This window comes from Pseudoalteromonas sp. HF66 (assembly GCF_011806445.1).
Lineage (GTDB): Bacteria > Pseudomonadota > Gammaproteobacteria > Enterobacterales > Alteromonadaceae > Pseudoalteromonas > Pseudoalteromonas apostichopi.
Genome location: NZ_JAATOU010000030.1, coordinates 15,936 through 31,816 on the forward strand (window position 1 = coordinate 15,936; position 15,881 = coordinate 31,816).

Genomic DNA, 15,881 nt, shown 5'->3' on the forward strand with positions numbered 1-15,881 from the left:
CCTATATCGGGTTTATAATAAACTGCTTTTTAATCAATGTTAATATTGATTTTTAAACGAACTGATGAGATTTTAACTAATGGGTATCTTTTACTCTTGTGTTAATGAATTGCGTAAGTATAATAGGCATCCACTTTGCAGGGGCGTAGTTCCAATTGGTAGAACAGCGGTCTCCAAAACCGACGGTTGGGAGTTCGAATCTCTCCGCCCCTGCCACTTTTTAAACAATGTGTGTTGAGTCTGAATTTAAAAATCGGTTTAAACAAGTCAGTTTTTAAGTTTAGATTTTAATGGATTAACCCTGCCAGAGCGCAGGGTTGTTGTGTCTGTAGTTAAGGTAAAAATATTATGAGCACGAATGTAGAAACACCATCAAGTGCGATGGATTCAGTAAAGTGGATTGTAGCAATTGCGCTACTAGCAGGCGCAGTCGTTGGTAACCACATGTTTGCAGACCAATCTGTATTATTACGTGCTATTGGTGTAGTGGTTGCTGTTGCAGCTGGTTTAGGCATTGCCTCACTAACTGAAAAAGGTCGTACTTTTCTTGCGTTTGCAAAAGAGTCACGTATCGAAGTACGTAAAGTTGTGTGGCCAACTCGCCAAGAAACAACACATACGACATTAATTGTAATGGTTGCAACTGTGATTATGGCACTTATCCTTTGGGGATTAGATGGCATTTTGTTCCGCGCAGTAGGCTTTTTAACTGGATTGGAGATCTAATCCCATGTCGGATGAGAAGAACGAAAAGAAACTACGTTGGTACGTAGTGCAAGCTTTCTCTGGTTACGAGAAGCGTGTAGCACAAACTATTCTTGAGCACATCAAGATTGAAGGTTTGGAAGATAGTTTTGGTGAAGTATTAGTACCAACTGAAGAAGTTGTTGAGATGCGCGCTGGTCAAAAGCGTAAATCTGAGCGCAAATTCTTCCCAGGTTATGTACTAGTTCAAATGGACATGAACGATGCAAGCTGGCACTTAGTGAACAGCACAGCACGTGTTATGGGCTTCATTGGTGGTACGTCTGATCGTCCAGCTCCAATCACCCAAAAAGAAGCTGATCGCATCTTGAACCGTCTGCAAGAGAACTCTGAAGCGCCTAAGCCTGCAACATTATTTGAACCAGGTGAAGTTGTTCGTGTTATCGATGGTCCATTTGCTGACTTCAGCGGTGTTGTGGAAGAAGTTGATTACGAGAAGAGCCGCGTAAAAGTGTCTGTTCTTATCTTCGGTCGTTCGACACCTGTTGACCTTGAATTCGGTCAAGTTGAGCAAGACAAGTAAGTAAGAAATTAAAGCTGCCAAAATTGTTTAATATTTTGGCAATAAGCTTGAAAAAGGCCGCTGATTAACTTATAATCAGCGGCCTTTTTGTGTTAGGGCAAGTTATAACTTGTTTTATCACTAAAAAGTGAGAACCAATTTTTAAACTGGGAAGCCGTTAGAGTACGCGTCCTCGCGCGCACAAGGCTATGACCCACCAAATGAGGTATTTATTATGGCTAAAAAAGTTGAAGCTATTATCAAGCTACAAGTTGCCGCTGGTATGGCTAACCCTAGTCCTCCAGTAGGTCCAGCACTAGGTCAACACGGTGTAAACATCATGGAATTCTGTAAAGCGTTCAACGCACGTACAGAGTCTATCGAAAAAGGCGCTCCAGTTCCTGTAGTGATCTCTGTTTACGGTGACCGTTCTTTCACGTTCGACATGAAAACTCCACCGGCTGCTTACTTACTTAAGAAAGCTGCAGGTATCAAATCAGGTTCTGGCCGTCCTAACACTGAAAAAGTGGGTACAGTAACTCGTGCTCAACTTGAAGAAATCGTTGAGACAAAACGACCTGACCTTACAGCGGCTGATATGGACGCTGCAGTTCGCACTATCGCAGGTTCTGCGCGTGCGATGGGCTTGAACGTAGAGGACTAAGATAATGGCAAAATTAACTAAACGTATGCGTACAATCCGCGAAAAAGTGGATGCGACTAAAGATTACGAAATCAACGAAGCAGTTGCTCTTTTAAAAGAGTTAGCGACAGCTAAATTCGTAGAAAGTGTTGACGTTGCTGTTAACCTTGGTATCGATGCTCGTAAATCTGACCAAAACGTACGTGGTGCAACTGTACTACCTAACGGTACTGGTCGTGAAGTTCGTGTTGCTGTATTCACACAAGGCGCTAACGCAGATGCTGCGAAAGAAGCTGGTGCTGAATTAGTGGGCATGGAAGATCTTGCTGAACAAGTTAAGAAAGGCGAGATGAACTTTGACGTTGTTGTTGCATCTCCAGACGCTATGCGTGTTGTTGGTCAACTAGGTCAAATCTTAGGTCCACGTGGTCTAATGCCAAACCCTAAAACTGGTACTGTAACGCCTAACGTTGCAGAAGCAGTTAAAAATGCGAAAGCAGGTCAAGTTCGTTACCGTAACGACAAGAACGGTATCATCCATACTACTATCGGTAAGGTTGATTTCACTGCTGAGCAACTTCAACAAAACCTTGAAGCTCTTATTGTTGCGCTTAAGAAGGCTAAACCTTCTCAAGCAAAAGGTACTTACGTGAAGAAAGTAACTATCTCTACAACAATGGGCGCAGGTGTTGCTGTTGACCAAAACTCTCTAAGCACAGTTGTTGCTTAATTAAGAGTTTACATGGCGCGAAATTTGAACTATAATTTTGCGCCATTTTGTTGAGAAAGTTAATTTCAAAACAAGTAAAGAATTCGGGTTGAAGTCCATAATTTCGTAATGCTCTCGGGTAAAAACGATAAATTGGGCTTCCGTCCAAGACCGTAGGCGGCTTCGGCCTTAATATTTTACCTACGTAGACGGTGTGAATCCCCAGATAGATTTTTCCTAATCTTCTGGCTCTCGCCGTAAAAAGCATCTCCATCTTAGATGGGGAAGAGTAGAACAGGGAAGCCAATTTCGGCAACCCATTAAACCAGGAGTAACACCCATGGCTTTAAATCTTCAAGGCAAAAAAGCAATTGTTGCTGAAGTCAACGAAGCAGCCACTGGTGCTCTTTCTGCAGTTGTTGCAGATTCTCGTGGTGTAACAGTTGGTGCTATCACTGCCCTTCGTAAAGAAGCTCGTGAAGCTGGTGTATGGATGAAAGTTGTTCGTAACACTTTAGCTAAACGTGCTATTGAAGGTACAGATTTTGAGTGCCTTTCTGACTCACTTGTTGGTCCAAGCTTAATCGCTTTCTCTTCAGAGCACCCAGGTGCTGCTGCGCGTATCTTCAAAGATTTCGCGAAGAAGAACGAGAAATTCGAAGTTAAGACGGCTGCATTTGAAGGTAACGTAGTAGACGCAGCTATGCTAGCAACTCTACCTACTTACGACGAAGCTGTTGCACGCTTAATGAGCGCTATGAAAGAAGCGTCTGCAGGTAAATTGTGTAAAACAATTGAAGCAGTACGTGTACAGAAAGAAGAGCAAGCTGCTTAATTTTAAGCTGTTTTTTTGTTCACTTTCGGTGTAATATTTTTTTTGGGCTATATTTAGTCCGTAATAATTAGGAAATTTGTAATGTCTGTAACTAAAGACCAAATCCTTGATGCTATTGCTGAAATGTCAGTAATGGACGTTGTTGCTCTAGTTGAAGCAATGGAAGAAAAATTCGGCGTAACTGCAGCAGCTGCTGTTGTTGCTGGTCCTGCTGCTGAAGCAGCTGAAGAAAAGACTGAGTTCGACGTAATCCTTACTGGCGCTGGCGCTAACAAGGTTGCAGCTATCAAAGCTGTACGTGGTGCTACTGGTCTTGGCCTTAAAGAAGCTAAAGCACTTGTTGAAGCAGCTCCTGCACCTATCAAAGAAGGTGTATCTAAAGAAGAAGCTGAAGCACTTGCAAAAGACCTTACTGAAGCTGGTGCTGAAGTTGAGGTTAAGTAATCTAGCTTACGCTAGGTTCGCTGCCTGAGTAATCAGGCAAGGGCTGGTGATTATTTAATCACCGGCCTTTTTGCGCTATGGAGCGATGCAATCCTGTAACGCAAATAAAATCTAATTTTCTCTTTACTTTCAAGTTGTTACCTTAATCGGTGTTGAAAGTGGCAGAGCAAAATAGAACAACAATTTAATGTTGTACATCTTGGCATAGATGCCAGTTAAGTCTGTTCTTACAAGAACAGGTCGGGTCAAAGATCAGCAAGCTGAGGAACCCCATGGCTTACTCTTATTCTGAAAAGAAACGTATCCGTAAGGATTTTGGTAAACGTCCACAAGTTTTGGATATACCTTTCTTACTGTCGACGCAGTTAGAATCGTTTAAAAAATTCTTAGTCCCTGACGCTGATGGCGATCACGGTTTGGAAGCTGCATTCCGTTCTGTGTTTCCTATCAAAAGCTACTCGGGAAATTCTGAGCTTCAATACGTAAGTTATCGTATTGGTGAGCCAGTATTCGATGTAAAAGAATGTCAAATTCGCGGTGTGACTTATTCTGCTCCACTTCGCGTAAAATTGCGTCTTGTGGTGATGGACAAAGAAGCACCAGGCACAGTTAAAGACATTAAAGAGCAAGAAGTTTACATGGGCGAAATTCCGCTCATGACTGATACCGGTACCTTTGTTATCAATGGTACAGAGCGTGTTATCGTTTCTCAGCTACACCGTAGCCCTGGTGTATTCTTTGATAACGACCGCGGTAAAACTCACTCGTCAGGTAAAGTGCTTTATAACGCGCGTGTAATTCCTTACCGTGGTTCATGGTTAGACTTCGAGTTTGATGCAAAAGATAACCTTTATGTACGTATTGACCGTCGTCGTAAATTACCGGCGTCAATCATCTTACGTGCACTAGAGTACTCAACGGATGAAATCCTAGAGATATTCTTCGATACAACTACGTTTGAAGTTACTGACGGTAAAGTTCTTATGGAACTTGTTCCTTCGCGCTTACGTGGTGAAACTGCCGCTTTTGATATCAAAGGCGAAGACGGTGAAGTCCTTGTTGAAGCGGGTCGTCGTATTACTGCGCGTCACATCAAGAACATCGAGAAAAAAGGTATTAACCAATTAGAAGTACCGCATGAGTACATCATTGGTCGTGTTGTAGCTAAAAACTATGTTGATGAGTCAACAGGTGAGATCATCGCAAACGCGAATGACGAGCTATCACTTGAGCTAATGGCTGAATTGGTTAAAGCAGGTCACACTAAGATTGATACTCTATATATCAACGAAGTTGACAGCGGCGCCTACATGTCAGATACATTACGTATCGACACAACAAGCAACCGTTTAGAAGCATTAGTAGAAATTTATCGCATGATGCGCCCAGGCGAGCCACCGACGAAAGACGCGGCTGAAGCCTTATTTGATAACTTGTTCTTCTCTGACGAGCGTTACGATTTATCAACAGTTGGTCGTATGAAGTTCAATAGCCGTGTAGGTTATGACTCAGATACTGGCCCTGGCACATTATCGAAAGAAGACATCGTAGCTGTTATGAAAGTGCTTATCGCTATTCGTAACGGTGTTGGCGATGTTGATGATATCGACCACTTAGGCAACCGTCGTATCCGTAGTGTTGGCGAAATGGCTGAGAACCAATTCCGCGTTGGTCTAGTACGTGTTGAGCGTGCTGTACGTGAGCGTTTAAGCTTAGGTGACCTTGACGCTGTAATGCCACAAGATCTTATTAACGCTAAGCCTATTTCGGCAGCGGTTAAAGAGTTCTTTGGTTCATCTCAGTTATCACAGTTCATGGACCAAAATAACCCGCTTTCAGAAGTAACGCATAAGCGTCGTATTTCTGCATTAGGTCCGGGTGGTTTAACACGTGAACGCGCTGGCTTCGAAGTTCGAGACGTTCACGTAACTCACTATGGTCGTGTATGTCCAATCGAAACGCCTGAGGGTCCAAACATCGGTCTAATTAACTCACTGTCTACGTACGCACGTACTAATGACTATGGTTTCTTAGAAACACCTTACCGTAAAGTGGTAAACGGTGTAGTTACTGATGAAGTAGATTACTTATCAGCCATTGAAGAAGGTCAGTTTGTTATCGCTCAGGCGAACTCAAACTTGAACGAAAACAATGAGTTTGTTGATGAACTAATTCCATGTCGTCACAAAGGTGAATCAACCTTTATGGGCAAAATGGACCAACAATATATGGACGTATCACCACAACAGGTGATCTCTGTAGCGGCAGCACTTATCCCGTTCCTAGAACACGATGATGCTAACCGTGCATTGATGGGTTCAAACATGCAACGTCAAGCCGTACCAACTCTTATCGCGGACAAACCGCTGGTAGGTACAGGTATCGAGCTTACACTAGCGAAAGACTCTGGTGTAACTATCGTTGCTAAGCGTGGTGGTGAAGTAATGTATGCGGATGCAAGCCGCATCGTTGTAAATGTACATGAAGATGAGCGTGTCCCTGGTGAAGCGGGCATCGATATTTACAACCTTACTAAATACACTCGCTCAAACCAAAATACATGTATTAACCAAAAACCAACTTGTATGGTTGGTGAGCCGGTAACACGTGGTGACGTATTAGCAGATGGTCCTTCGACTGACCTTGGTGACTTAGCACTTGGTCAAAACCTTCGCGTGGCATTCATGCCATGGAACGGTTATAACTTCGAGGATTCAATCCTACTATCAGAGCGAGTAGTTCAAGAAGATCGTCTAACGACTATCCACATTCAAGAACTACAATGTATCGCACGTGATACTAAATTAGGTCCAGAAGAGATCACAGCAGATATTCCTAACGTAGGTGAATCTGCACTAGGCAAGCTTGATGAGTCAGGCGTTGTTTATATCGGTGCTGAAGTTAAAGGCGGCGATATCCTAGTAGGTAAAGTGACTCCGAAAGGCGAAACGCAATTAACACCAGAAGAAAAGCTACTACGTGCTATCTTCGGTGAGAAAGCGTCAGACGTTAAAGACAGCTCTTTACGCGTACCAAACTCTGTAACTGGTACTGTAATCGACGTACAAGTTTTCACCCGTGACGGTGTTGAAAAAGATAAGCGTGCGTTAGAAGTTGAAGACATGCAGCTTCGCGAAGCGAAGAAAGACTTCAACGAAGAGTTCCGTATCTTAGAAGCAGGCGTATTAGAGCGTGCTCGTAAGTTACTTGTTGACGCTGGTCTGAACGCAGATTCAATTGCATCACTAAATGCTGAAAAGCTGCTTACTCAAAGCCTTGCTGAAGAAGATAAGCAAGCTGAACTTGAGCAACTAGCCGCTCAGTACGATGAGCTTAAAGCTGAATACGATAAGAAGTTTGAAAACAAACGTCGTAAGATCACTCAAGGTGACGACTTAGCACCAGGCGTACTTAAGATTGTTAAAGTATACCTAGCTGTTAAACGTCGTATCCAACCGGGTGATAAGATGGCGGGTCGTCACGGTAACAAAGGTGTTATCTCGACTATCGTACCAGTAGAAGATATGCCATACGATGACAAAGGTCGTACGGTAGACATCGTTCTGAACCCGCTAGGTGTACCATCACGTATGAACATCGGTCAGATCCTAGAAACTCATATGGGTCTTGCTGCACGTGGTGTGGGTGAGCGCTTAGAAGAAATGATGAAAGAGCAGCGTGAACTGCACGAAATCCGTAGCTTCGTTAAGAAAGTTTACGAATTAGGTGATTGTCGTCAGAAAGTCGATATCGACTCGTTCTCTGATGATGAAGTTCGTCGCTTAGCTGAAAACTTGAAAGGTGGTTTACCGATCGCAACTCCAGCCTTTGATGGTGCTCGTGAAAGCGAAATCAAAGACTTACTTGAGCTTGGTGGTTATCCAAGAAGCGGTCAAGTTACACTTTATGATGGCCGTACTGGCGATCAGTTCGAACGTCAAGTAACTGTTGGTTACATGTACATGTTGAAACTTAACCACTTGGTTGATGACAAGATGCACGCACGTTCAACTGGTTCTTACAGCCTTGTTACTCAGCAGCCGCTGGGTGGTAAAGCTCAGTTCGGTGGCCAGCGTTTCGGTGAGATGGAGGTGTGGGCACTAGAAGCTTACGGTGCTGCATATACTCTACAAGAAATGCTAACAGTGAAATCGGATGACGTGAATGGTCGTACTAAGATGTATAAGAACATCGTAGATGGTAACCATAAGATGGAACCAGGTATGCCAGAATCGTTCAACGTATTGTTGAAAGAAATCCGCTCACTGGGTATCAACATCGAGTTGGAAGAAAATTAAGCCATTTAGGTGCGGCGTAAGCCGCACCTGTTAGGCCGAATAGAATGTAGGGGCGATTGTTTCGCCCTCAAGATTAACCTCCGACAGGAGAGCTAAGGTGAAAGACTTACTTAAGTTTCTGAAGCAACAAAATAAGACCGAAGAATTCGATGCAATTCGCATTGGTCTTGCTTCGCCAGATATGGTTCGTTCATGGTCATACGGTGAAGTAAAGAAACCTGAGACAATCAACTACCGTACTTTCAAGCCTGAGCGCGACGGCTTATTCTGTGCCCGTATTTTCGGCCCAGTGAAAGATTATGAGTGTTTATGTGGTAAATATAAGCGCCTTAAGCACCGTGGTGTTATTTGTGAAAAGTGTGGCGTTGAAGTAACGCTAACTAAAGTGCGTCGTGACCGTATGGGTCATATTGAGCTTGCGAGCCCAGTTGCGCACATTTGGTTCTTAAAATCATTACCGTCACGTATCGGCTTAATGCTAGACATGACACTTCGTGACATCGAGCGCGTACTTTACTTCGAATCATTCGTAGTAACTGAGCCTGGTATGACAACGCTTGAGCGTGGTCAGCTTTTAGGTGAAGAAGAGTACTTAGATGCACTTGAAGAGCACGGTGATGAGTTTGAAGCGAAGATGGGTGCTGAAGCAGTATTAGACTTGCTTCGTGAACTTGATCTTGGCCAATTAATTGCTGAAATGCGTGAAGAGTTACCAACAATTAACTCTGAAACTAAGCGTAAGAAGATCACTAAACGTCTTAAATTAATGGAATCTTTCCACCAATCAGGTAACAACCCTGAGTGGATGATCATGACAGTACTTCCAGTACTTCCGCCTGATCTACGTCCATTAGTACCACTAGACGGTGGTCGTTTTGCGACTTCTGATCTGAATGACCTTTACCGTCGTGTTATTAACCGTAATAACCGTCTTAAACGTCTATTAGATCTAGCAGCACCAGACATTATCGTACGCAACGAAAAACGTATGTTACAAGAAGCGGTAGATGCGCTACTTGATAACGGTCGTCGCGGTCGTGCGATTACAGGTTCTAACAAACGTCCTCTGAAATCGCTTGCTGATATGATCAAAGGTAAGCAAGGTCGTTTCCGTCAGAACTTACTTGGTAAACGTGTAGATTACTCTGGCCGTTCTGTAATCACAGTAGGTCCTACGCTTAAACTACACCAGTGTGGTCTTCCTAAGAAGATGGCACTTGAGCTATTCAAACCATTTATCTACGGTAAACTAGAGCGTCGTGGCATGGCTACGACTATCAAAGCTGCTAAGAAGATGGTTGAGCGTGAAGTAGCAGAAGTATGGGATGTATTAGACGAAGTAATTCGTGAGCATCCAGTATTACTGAACCGTGCACCAACACTTCACCGTTTGGGTATCCAAGCGTTCGAACCTGTGCTTATCGAAGGTAAAGCGATTCATTTACACCCATTAGTTTGTGCGGCATACAACGCTGACTTCGATGGTGACCAAATGGCGGTACACGTACCGTTAACGCTTGAAGCACAATTAGAAGCACGTGCTCTAATGATGTCTACTAACAACATCCTATCTCCAGCGAATGGTGAGCCAATCATCGTTCCTTCACAGGACGTTGTATTAGGTCTTTACTACATGACTCGTGATCGCATCAATGCGAAAGGCGAAGGTATTGTATTTAAAGATCCTAAAGAAGCTGAAAAAGCATACCGCAGCGGTAACGCTGAGTTACATGCACGCGTAAAAGTACGTATCAGCGAGACAATCAGTAATGAAGATGGTGAAACAGTTGAGCAAGTATCTATTGTTGAAACAACAGTAGGTCGTGCGATCCTTTCACTAATCCTACCTAAAGGCATGCCGTTTGAGTTAATCAACCAAGCCCTAGGTAAGAAACAAATTTCTGGCTTATTAAACGAGTGTTACCGTCGTCTAGGTCTTAAAGATACAGTTATCTTTGCTGACCAAGTAATGTACACCGGTTTCCACTACGCAATGAAGTCAGGTGTTTCAATCGGTATCGATGACTTAGTTATCCCACCGGTTAAAGCAGAAATCATTGAATCAGCGGAAGCTGAAGTAACTGAAATCAACCAACAATTCCAATCAGGTCTTGTAACGGCTGGTGAAAAGTACAATAAAGTTATCGATATCTGGTCACGTGTAAATGAAAACTTATCACGTGAGATGATGGCGAACTTATCAAAAGACACTGTAATCAACGCTAAAGGCGAAGAAGAAGAGCAATCTTCATTCAACTCAGTGTTTATGATGGCAGACTCAGGTGCACGTGGTAGCGCCGCTCAGATCCGTCAGTTAGCGGGTATGCGTGGTCTAATGGCACGTCCAGATGGTTCAATCATCGAGACACCAATCACGGCGAACTTCCGTGAAGGTCTAAACGTACTACAGTACTTCATCTCAACGCACGGTGCGCGTAAAGGTCTTGCCGATACAGCACTTAAAACAGCAAACTCGGGTTACTTAACGCGTCGTCTAGTAGACGTTGCACAAGATTTAGTAATCAATGAAGACGATTGTGGCACAGAAGATGGCTTAACAATGAAACCGCTTATCGAGGGTGGTGACGTTGTAGAAGCGCTTCGCGAACGTGTTCTTGGTCGTGTTGTAGCTGAAGATGTATTAATTCCAAATACTAACGAAGTACTTGTTGAGCGTAATATCATGCTTGACGAAAAACTGTGTGACCTTCTAGAAGAGCATTCAGTAGATGAAGTACGCGTTCGTTCAGTAATCACTTGTGATAATGACTTTGGTGTATGTGCTAAGTGTTACGGTCGTGACCTTGCACGTGGCCATATCATTAATCCAGGTGAGTCAGTAGGTGTTATCGCGGCGCAATCAATCGGTGAGCCGGGTACACAGCTTACGATGCGTACCTTCCACATCGGTGGTGCAGCATCTCGAGCGTCTGCTGAAAACAGTGTACAAGTTAAAACTAACGGTACATTGAAGTTACACAACGCGAAGTACGTATTAAACACAGACGGTAAGATTGTTATCACGTCTCGTTCAACAGAGATCACTATCATCGATAGCTTTGGTCGTGAGAAAGAGCGTTATAAAGTACCTTACGGTGCGGTGTTATCTGTACAAGATAATGCAGAAGTTCAAGGTAACGATATCGTTGCAACTTGGGATCCGCATAGTCACCCAATCGTTCTTGAGCATAAGTCAAAAATCTCGTTCAGCGACATTGATGACTCAAATACCGAAGCACAAACAGATGAGTTAACTGGTTTAACTCGTGTGGTTGTTAAAGACTTAGGTAAAGCAAATGCGAAAGAACCTAAACTAATCATCGAAAGCGATGAGCGTGGTCTGCAAGAAACACGTCTACCTTCATTCACAACGATTGAAGTAACCGACGGTGCAACTGCAAACCCAGGTGACGTACTTGCACGTATTCCGCAAGAAGGTTCGAAGACTCGTGATATCACGGGTGGTCTACCTCGCGTAGCTGACTTATTCGAAGCACGTAAACCGAAAGATCCTGCAATCCTTGCAGAAATCACAGGTACTATCAGCTTCGGTAAAGAAACAAAAGGTAAGAAGCGTCTTGTAATCACTCCAGCTGAGGGTGACGCATACGAAGAGATGATTCCTAAATGGCGTCAACTTAACGTGTTCGAAGGTGAGCAAGTGTCTAAAGGTGAGGTTATCGCCGATGGTCCAGAGTCACCACATGACATCTTACGCTTACGTGGTGTAACTCATGTAGCTAACTACATCGTTAACGAAGTGCAAGAGGTTTACCGCTTGCAGGGCGTTAAGATCAATGACAAGCACATTGAGACAATTATTCGTCAGATGCTACGTAAATGTATCATCCTTGACGGCGGTGACACTGAGTTCTTAGCCGGTGAACAAGTTGAAGTGGCACGCGTTAACATCGCGAACCGTGAACTTGAGAAACAAGGTAAGATCCCAGCGAAGTTTGAAATCCAGTTAATGGGTATCACTAAAGCGTCACTTGCAACAGAATCTTTCATTTCTGCAGCATCATTCCAGGAGACAACTCGTGTCCTAACTGAAGCAGCTGTAAATGGGAAGAGCGATGAACTTCGTGGTCTGAAAGAGAACGTAATCGTGGGTCGTCTGATCCCAGCTGGTACAGGCTTTGCGTATCACCAAGACCGTTTGAATCGTCGCAAGCAAGGTGAAATCGTTGAAGAGCAAACAGTAAGTGCTGAAGAGGCGACTCAAGCACTAACTGACGCACTTAACGCAGATATCTCTGGAAACCAATAATCTCAGCTTAATCAATAGATTAAGAAATCGTAAGGCAGTTATCTTCTGCCTTACGATGAGTTAAGGTTGACAGGTTAAACTTTGCTCATTAAAATTCCGCCACCCATTTGCCTGCACGTTTTGTAACGAGCATGTAAACAGGGCGGATTTTTTTATTTTTTCAGTAGTAATTTTAATTTCAGGAGCTATTTAAATGGCAACTATTAACCAGCTAGTGCGTAAGCCACGTCGTAGCAAAGTTACTAAAAGTAACTCAGCTGCACTTAAAGCTTGTCCGCAAAAGCGTGGTGTATGTACTCGTGTATATACAACTACACCTAAGAAACCAAACTCTGCATTACGTAAAGTAGCGCGTGTTCGTTTAACTAACGGTTTCGAAGTAACATCTTACATCGGTGGTGAAGGCCACAACTTACAAGAGCACAGTGTAATCCTTATCCGTGGTGGTCGTGTTAAAGACTTACCAGGTGTGCGTTTCCACACTGTACGTGGTGCACTTGACTGTGCAGGCGTTAGCGACCGTCGTCAAGCTCGTTCTAAATACGGTGCTAAACGCCCTAAGGGCTAATGGTTCTCCGTTAGTAAGGCCAAGCACTAAATTTTTAAATTAATTGTTTTGGGTATTGACTCTAAAAGAGCAAACCTGAAGATACCGGAGATACAAAATGCCTAGAAGACGCGTAATAGGTCAACGTAAAATTCTTCCAGATCCTAAGTTCGGATCGGAACTTCTTGCTAAATTCGTTAACGTAGTAATGTTAGACGGCAAGAAATCTACTGCTGAAAAAATCGTTTATGGTGCGTTAGACGTGGCTGCTGAGAAATCAGGCAAGTCGCACCTTGAAATCTTTGAAGCTGCACTTGAAAACGTTCGCCCACAGGTAGAGGTTAAATCTCGCCGTGTTGGTGGTTCAACGTACCAAGTACCAGTTGAAGTACGTCCAGTACGTCGCAACGCATTAGGTATGCGTTGGTTAGTAGACGCTGCACGTAAGCGTGGCGAAAAATCTATGGGCTTACGTTTAGCTCAAGAAATCGTAGACGCTGCTGACAACAAAGGCACTGCGGTTAAGAAACGTGAAGACGTTCACCGTATGGCTGAAGCGAATAAAGCATTCGCTCATTACCGTTGGTAATCTGCCCTTAACCTTTAAGAGGATCATATGGCACGTACAACTCCACTTGAGCGCTATCGCAATATCGGTATTTGCGCTCACGTAGATGCAGGTAAAACCACCACAACAGAACGTGTTCTGTTCTACACAGGTCTTTCTCATAAGATCGGTGAAGTACATGATGGTGCTGCAACTATGGATTGGATGGAGCAGGAACAAGAGCGTGGTATCACAATCACTTCTGCTGCAACAACGTGTTTCTGGAAAGGGATGGACGCTCAATTTGACGACCATCGCATCAATATCATTGATACTCCAGGACACGTAGATTTCACTATCGAAGTAGAGCGTTCTTTACGCGTACTAGATGGTGCGGTAGTTGTTCTTTGTGCTTCATCTGGTGTACAGCCGCAAACTGAGACAGTTTGGCGTCAAGCGAACAAATACGAAGTTCCTCGCATGATCTTCGTAAATAAAATGGATCGCACAGGCGCTGACTTCTTAACTGTTGTGGACCAGGTGAAATCTCGTCTTGGAGCAACGCCTGTTCCAATTCAGCTACCAATTGGTGCTGAAGACGACTTTAAAGGTGTTATTGACCTTATTAAGATGAAAGCCATTAACTGGAATGCCGAAGATCAAGGCATGACTTTCTCTTATGAGGCCATTCCGGCAGAGCTTCTGGAGCTTGCAGAAGAATGGCGTTCTCACATGGTTGAGAGCGCTGCTGAAGCATCAGAAGAACTAATGGACAAATATCTAGAAGGTGAAGACCTGACTGAAGCTGAAATTAAAGCAGCTTTACGTCAGCGCACATTAGCTAACGAAATTGTTCCAATGACGTGTGGTAGTGCATTTAAGAATAAGGGCGTTCAAGCTGTGCTTGATGCTGTTATCGAATATATGCCTGCTCCAACACAAGTGAAACAAATCCAAGGTATCGTTGAAGATGGTACTGAGGAAGAACGTCCTGCTGATGACAACGCACCGTTTGCCGCACTTGCTTTTAAGATTGCGACAGACCCGTTCGTTGGCACCTTGACCTTCTTCCGTGTTTACTCTGGTACTGTTAAACAGGGTGACGCGGTATACAACCCAGTTAAAAGTAAGCGTGAGCGACTTGGTCGTATCGTTCAGATGCATTCAAACTCACGTGAAGAGATCAAAGTAGTCTACGCAGGCGACATCGCAGCGGCTATTGGTCTTAAAGACGTAACAACAGGTGAGACACTGTGTGATCCGAACTCAGTCATTACGCTTGAGCGTATGGAGTTCCCTGAGCCAGTTATCTCTGTTGCGGTAGAGCCTCGCACAGTAGCTGACCAAGATAAGATGGGAATCGCGCTAGGTAAACTAGCGGCAGAAGATCCATCTTTCCGAGTACAAACTGACGAAGAATCAGGCCAGACTATTATTTCTGGCATGGGTGAACTTCACCTTGATATCATTGTCGACCGTATGAAGCGTGAATTCAGTGTTGAATGTAACGTTGGTAAGCCACAGGTAGCATACCGTGAAGCTATCCGTTCAGCTGTTGAAGTTGAAGGGAAGTTCGTACGTCAATCAGGTGGTCGTGGTCAATATGGTCACGTCTGGCTTAAACTTGAACCGATGGATATTTCGGAAGATGATGCGCCAATTTATGAGTTCGTTAACGAAATCGTTGGTGGTTCTGTTCCTAAAGAATACATCCCTGCGGTAGACAAAGGTATCCAAGAGCAAATGACTCAAGGTGTACTGGCAGGCTACCCATTACTTGGCGTTAAAGCGACTCTGTTTGATGGTTCATTCCATGATGTAGATTCGAATGAAATGGCATTTAAGATTGCAGGTTCAATGGCGATGAAGAAAGGTGCGCTTGAAGCAAACCCAGCTCTTCTAGAACCAGTAATGAAGGTTGAAGTTATCACTCCTGAAGAAAACATGGGTGATGTAGTTGGTGACTTAAACCGTCGCCGCGGCATGATCGAAGGCATGGAAGAAGCATTCGGTGGTCTTAAGCAAATTAATGCGCAAGTACCACTTTCTGAAATGTTTGGTTATGCAACTGATCTGCGATCTGCAACACAAGGCCGTGCATCATACTCTATGGAGTTTTTGAAGTATGCAGAAGCCTCTAAGAATGTTGCAGATGCAATAATTGCAGCTCGCGCTGTTATATGATTTAGCTTGTCTGGCCCAATAGTGGGTCAGGCGTTAATTTCTTTATAGGAATTTTTTAAGATGGCAAAAGAAAAGTTTGAACGCGTAAAACCGCACGTAAACGTTGGTACAATCGGCCACGTTGACCACGGTAAAAC

The 15,881-nt window shown here is 43.9% G+C and carries 11 protein-coding genes, 1 tRNA gene and 1 pseudogene; all 13 read left to right on the forward strand.

The genetic code is table 11. From position 1 onward, the window contains the following. Positions 1-139: 139 nt before the first annotated feature. A tRNA-Trp gene (locus tag HCZ11_RS18835) sits at positions 140-216 on the forward strand. A gap of 132 nt (positions 217-348) precedes the next feature. After that, a complete protein-coding gene (gene secE / locus HCZ11_RS18840; RefSeq protein WP_130049901.1) occupies positions 349-726 on the forward strand; it encodes a preprotein translocase subunit SecE in 378 nt (125 codons plus the stop codon). Between the two features lie 4 nt (positions 727-730). Next, positions 731-1,288: a transcription termination/antitermination protein NusG gene (gene nusG / locus HCZ11_RS18845; RefSeq protein WP_167659198.1), complete on the forward strand. Its 558-nt coding sequence runs from the start codon at positions 731-733 to the stop codon at positions 1,286-1,288. A 214-nt stretch (positions 1,289-1,502) separates the two neighbouring features. Further along, the gene (gene rplK / locus HCZ11_RS18850) at positions 1,503-1,931 is read left to right on the forward strand and encodes a 50S ribosomal protein L11 (RefSeq protein ID WP_054554827.1); all 429 of its coding nucleotides are present in this window, start codon (positions 1,503-1,505) and stop codon (positions 1,929-1,931) included. A 4-nt stretch (positions 1,932-1,935) separates the two neighbouring features. Further along, complete coding sequence (rplA, locus tag HCZ11_RS18855; RefSeq protein WP_062568393.1) at positions 1,936-2,640, forward strand: 50S ribosomal protein L1; 705 nt, start codon at positions 1,936-1,938, stop codon at positions 2,638-2,640. A gap of 319 nt (positions 2,641-2,959) precedes the next feature. Next, the gene (gene rplJ, locus HCZ11_RS18860; protein WP_130049900.1) at positions 2,960-3,454 is read left to right on the forward strand and encodes a 50S ribosomal protein L10; all 495 of its coding nucleotides are present in this window, start codon (positions 2,960-2,962) and stop codon (positions 3,452-3,454) included. A gap of 81 nt (positions 3,455-3,535) precedes the next feature. Continuing rightward, the gene (gene rplL, locus HCZ11_RS18865; protein ID WP_054554830.1) at positions 3,536-3,898 is read left to right on the forward strand and encodes a 50S ribosomal protein L7/L12; all 363 of its coding nucleotides are present in this window, start codon (positions 3,536-3,538) and stop codon (positions 3,896-3,898) included. Between the two features lie 272 nt (positions 3,899-4,170). Next, a complete protein-coding gene (gene rpoB / locus HCZ11_RS18870) occupies positions 4,171-8,196 on the forward strand; it encodes a DNA-directed RNA polymerase subunit beta (protein WP_167659199.1) in 4,026 nt (1,341 codons plus the stop codon). Between the two features lie 97 nt (positions 8,197-8,293). Beyond that, entirely contained in the window at positions 8,294-12,466 is a 4,173-nt protein-coding gene (rpoC, locus tag HCZ11_RS18875; protein WP_130049898.1) for a DNA-directed RNA polymerase subunit beta', read from the forward strand. Between the two features lie 193 nt (positions 12,467-12,659). Beyond that, complete coding sequence (rpsL, locus tag HCZ11_RS18880; RefSeq protein ID WP_002958885.1) at positions 12,660-13,034, forward strand: 30S ribosomal protein S12; 375 nt, start codon at positions 12,660-12,662, stop codon at positions 13,032-13,034. A gap of 97 nt (positions 13,035-13,131) precedes the next feature. Continuing rightward, entirely contained in the window at positions 13,132-13,602 is a 471-nt protein-coding gene (gene rpsG / locus HCZ11_RS18885; protein WP_054554834.1) for a 30S ribosomal protein S7, read from the forward strand. 27 nt (positions 13,603-13,629) lie between these two features. Continuing rightward, positions 13,630-15,744 (forward strand): elongation factor G, encoded by a 2,115-nt coding sequence (gene fusA, locus HCZ11_RS18890; protein ID WP_130049897.1) that lies wholly within the window; start codon positions 13,630-13,632, stop codon positions 15,742-15,744. A 60-nt stretch (positions 15,745-15,804) separates the two neighbouring features. Then, positions 15,805-15,881: pseudogene (locus HCZ11_RS18895) on the forward strand (elongation factor Tu); the annotation flags it as partial.

Excerpts from the sequence above, each read along its gene's own strand:
- rplK (WP_054554827.1), top strand. The coding sequence starts at position 1,503 with ATGGCTAAAAAAGTTGAAGCTATTATCAAGCTACAAGTTGCCGCTGGT.
- rplJ (WP_130049900.1), top strand. The coding sequence starts at position 2,960 with ATGGCTTTAAATCTTCAAGGCAAAAAAGCAATTGTTGCTGAAGTCAAC.
- rpoB (WP_167659199.1), top strand. The coding sequence starts at position 4,171 with ATGGCTTACTCTTATTCTGAAAAGAAACGTATCCGTAAGGATTTTGGT.
- rplA (WP_062568393.1), top strand. The coding sequence starts at position 1,936 with ATGGCAAAATTAACTAAACGTATGCGTACAATCCGCGAAAAAGTGGAT.
- nusG (WP_167659198.1), top strand. The coding sequence starts at position 731 with ATGTCGGATGAGAAGAACGAAAAGAAACTACGTTGGTACGTAGTGCAA.
- rplL (WP_054554830.1), top strand. The coding sequence starts at position 3,536 with ATGTCTGTAACTAAAGACCAAATCCTTGATGCTATTGCTGAAATGTCA.
- secE (WP_130049901.1), top strand. The coding sequence starts at position 349 with ATGAGCACGAATGTAGAAACACCATCAAGTGCGATGGATTCAGTAAAG.
- rpsL (WP_002958885.1), top strand. The coding sequence starts at position 12,660 with ATGGCAACTATTAACCAGCTAGTGCGTAAGCCACGTCGTAGCAAAGTT.
- fusA (WP_130049897.1), top strand. The coding sequence starts at position 13,630 with ATGGCACGTACAACTCCACTTGAGCGCTATCGCAATATCGGTATTTGC.
- rpsG (WP_054554834.1), top strand. The coding sequence starts at position 13,132 with ATGCCTAGAAGACGCGTAATAGGTCAACGTAAAATTCTTCCAGATCCT.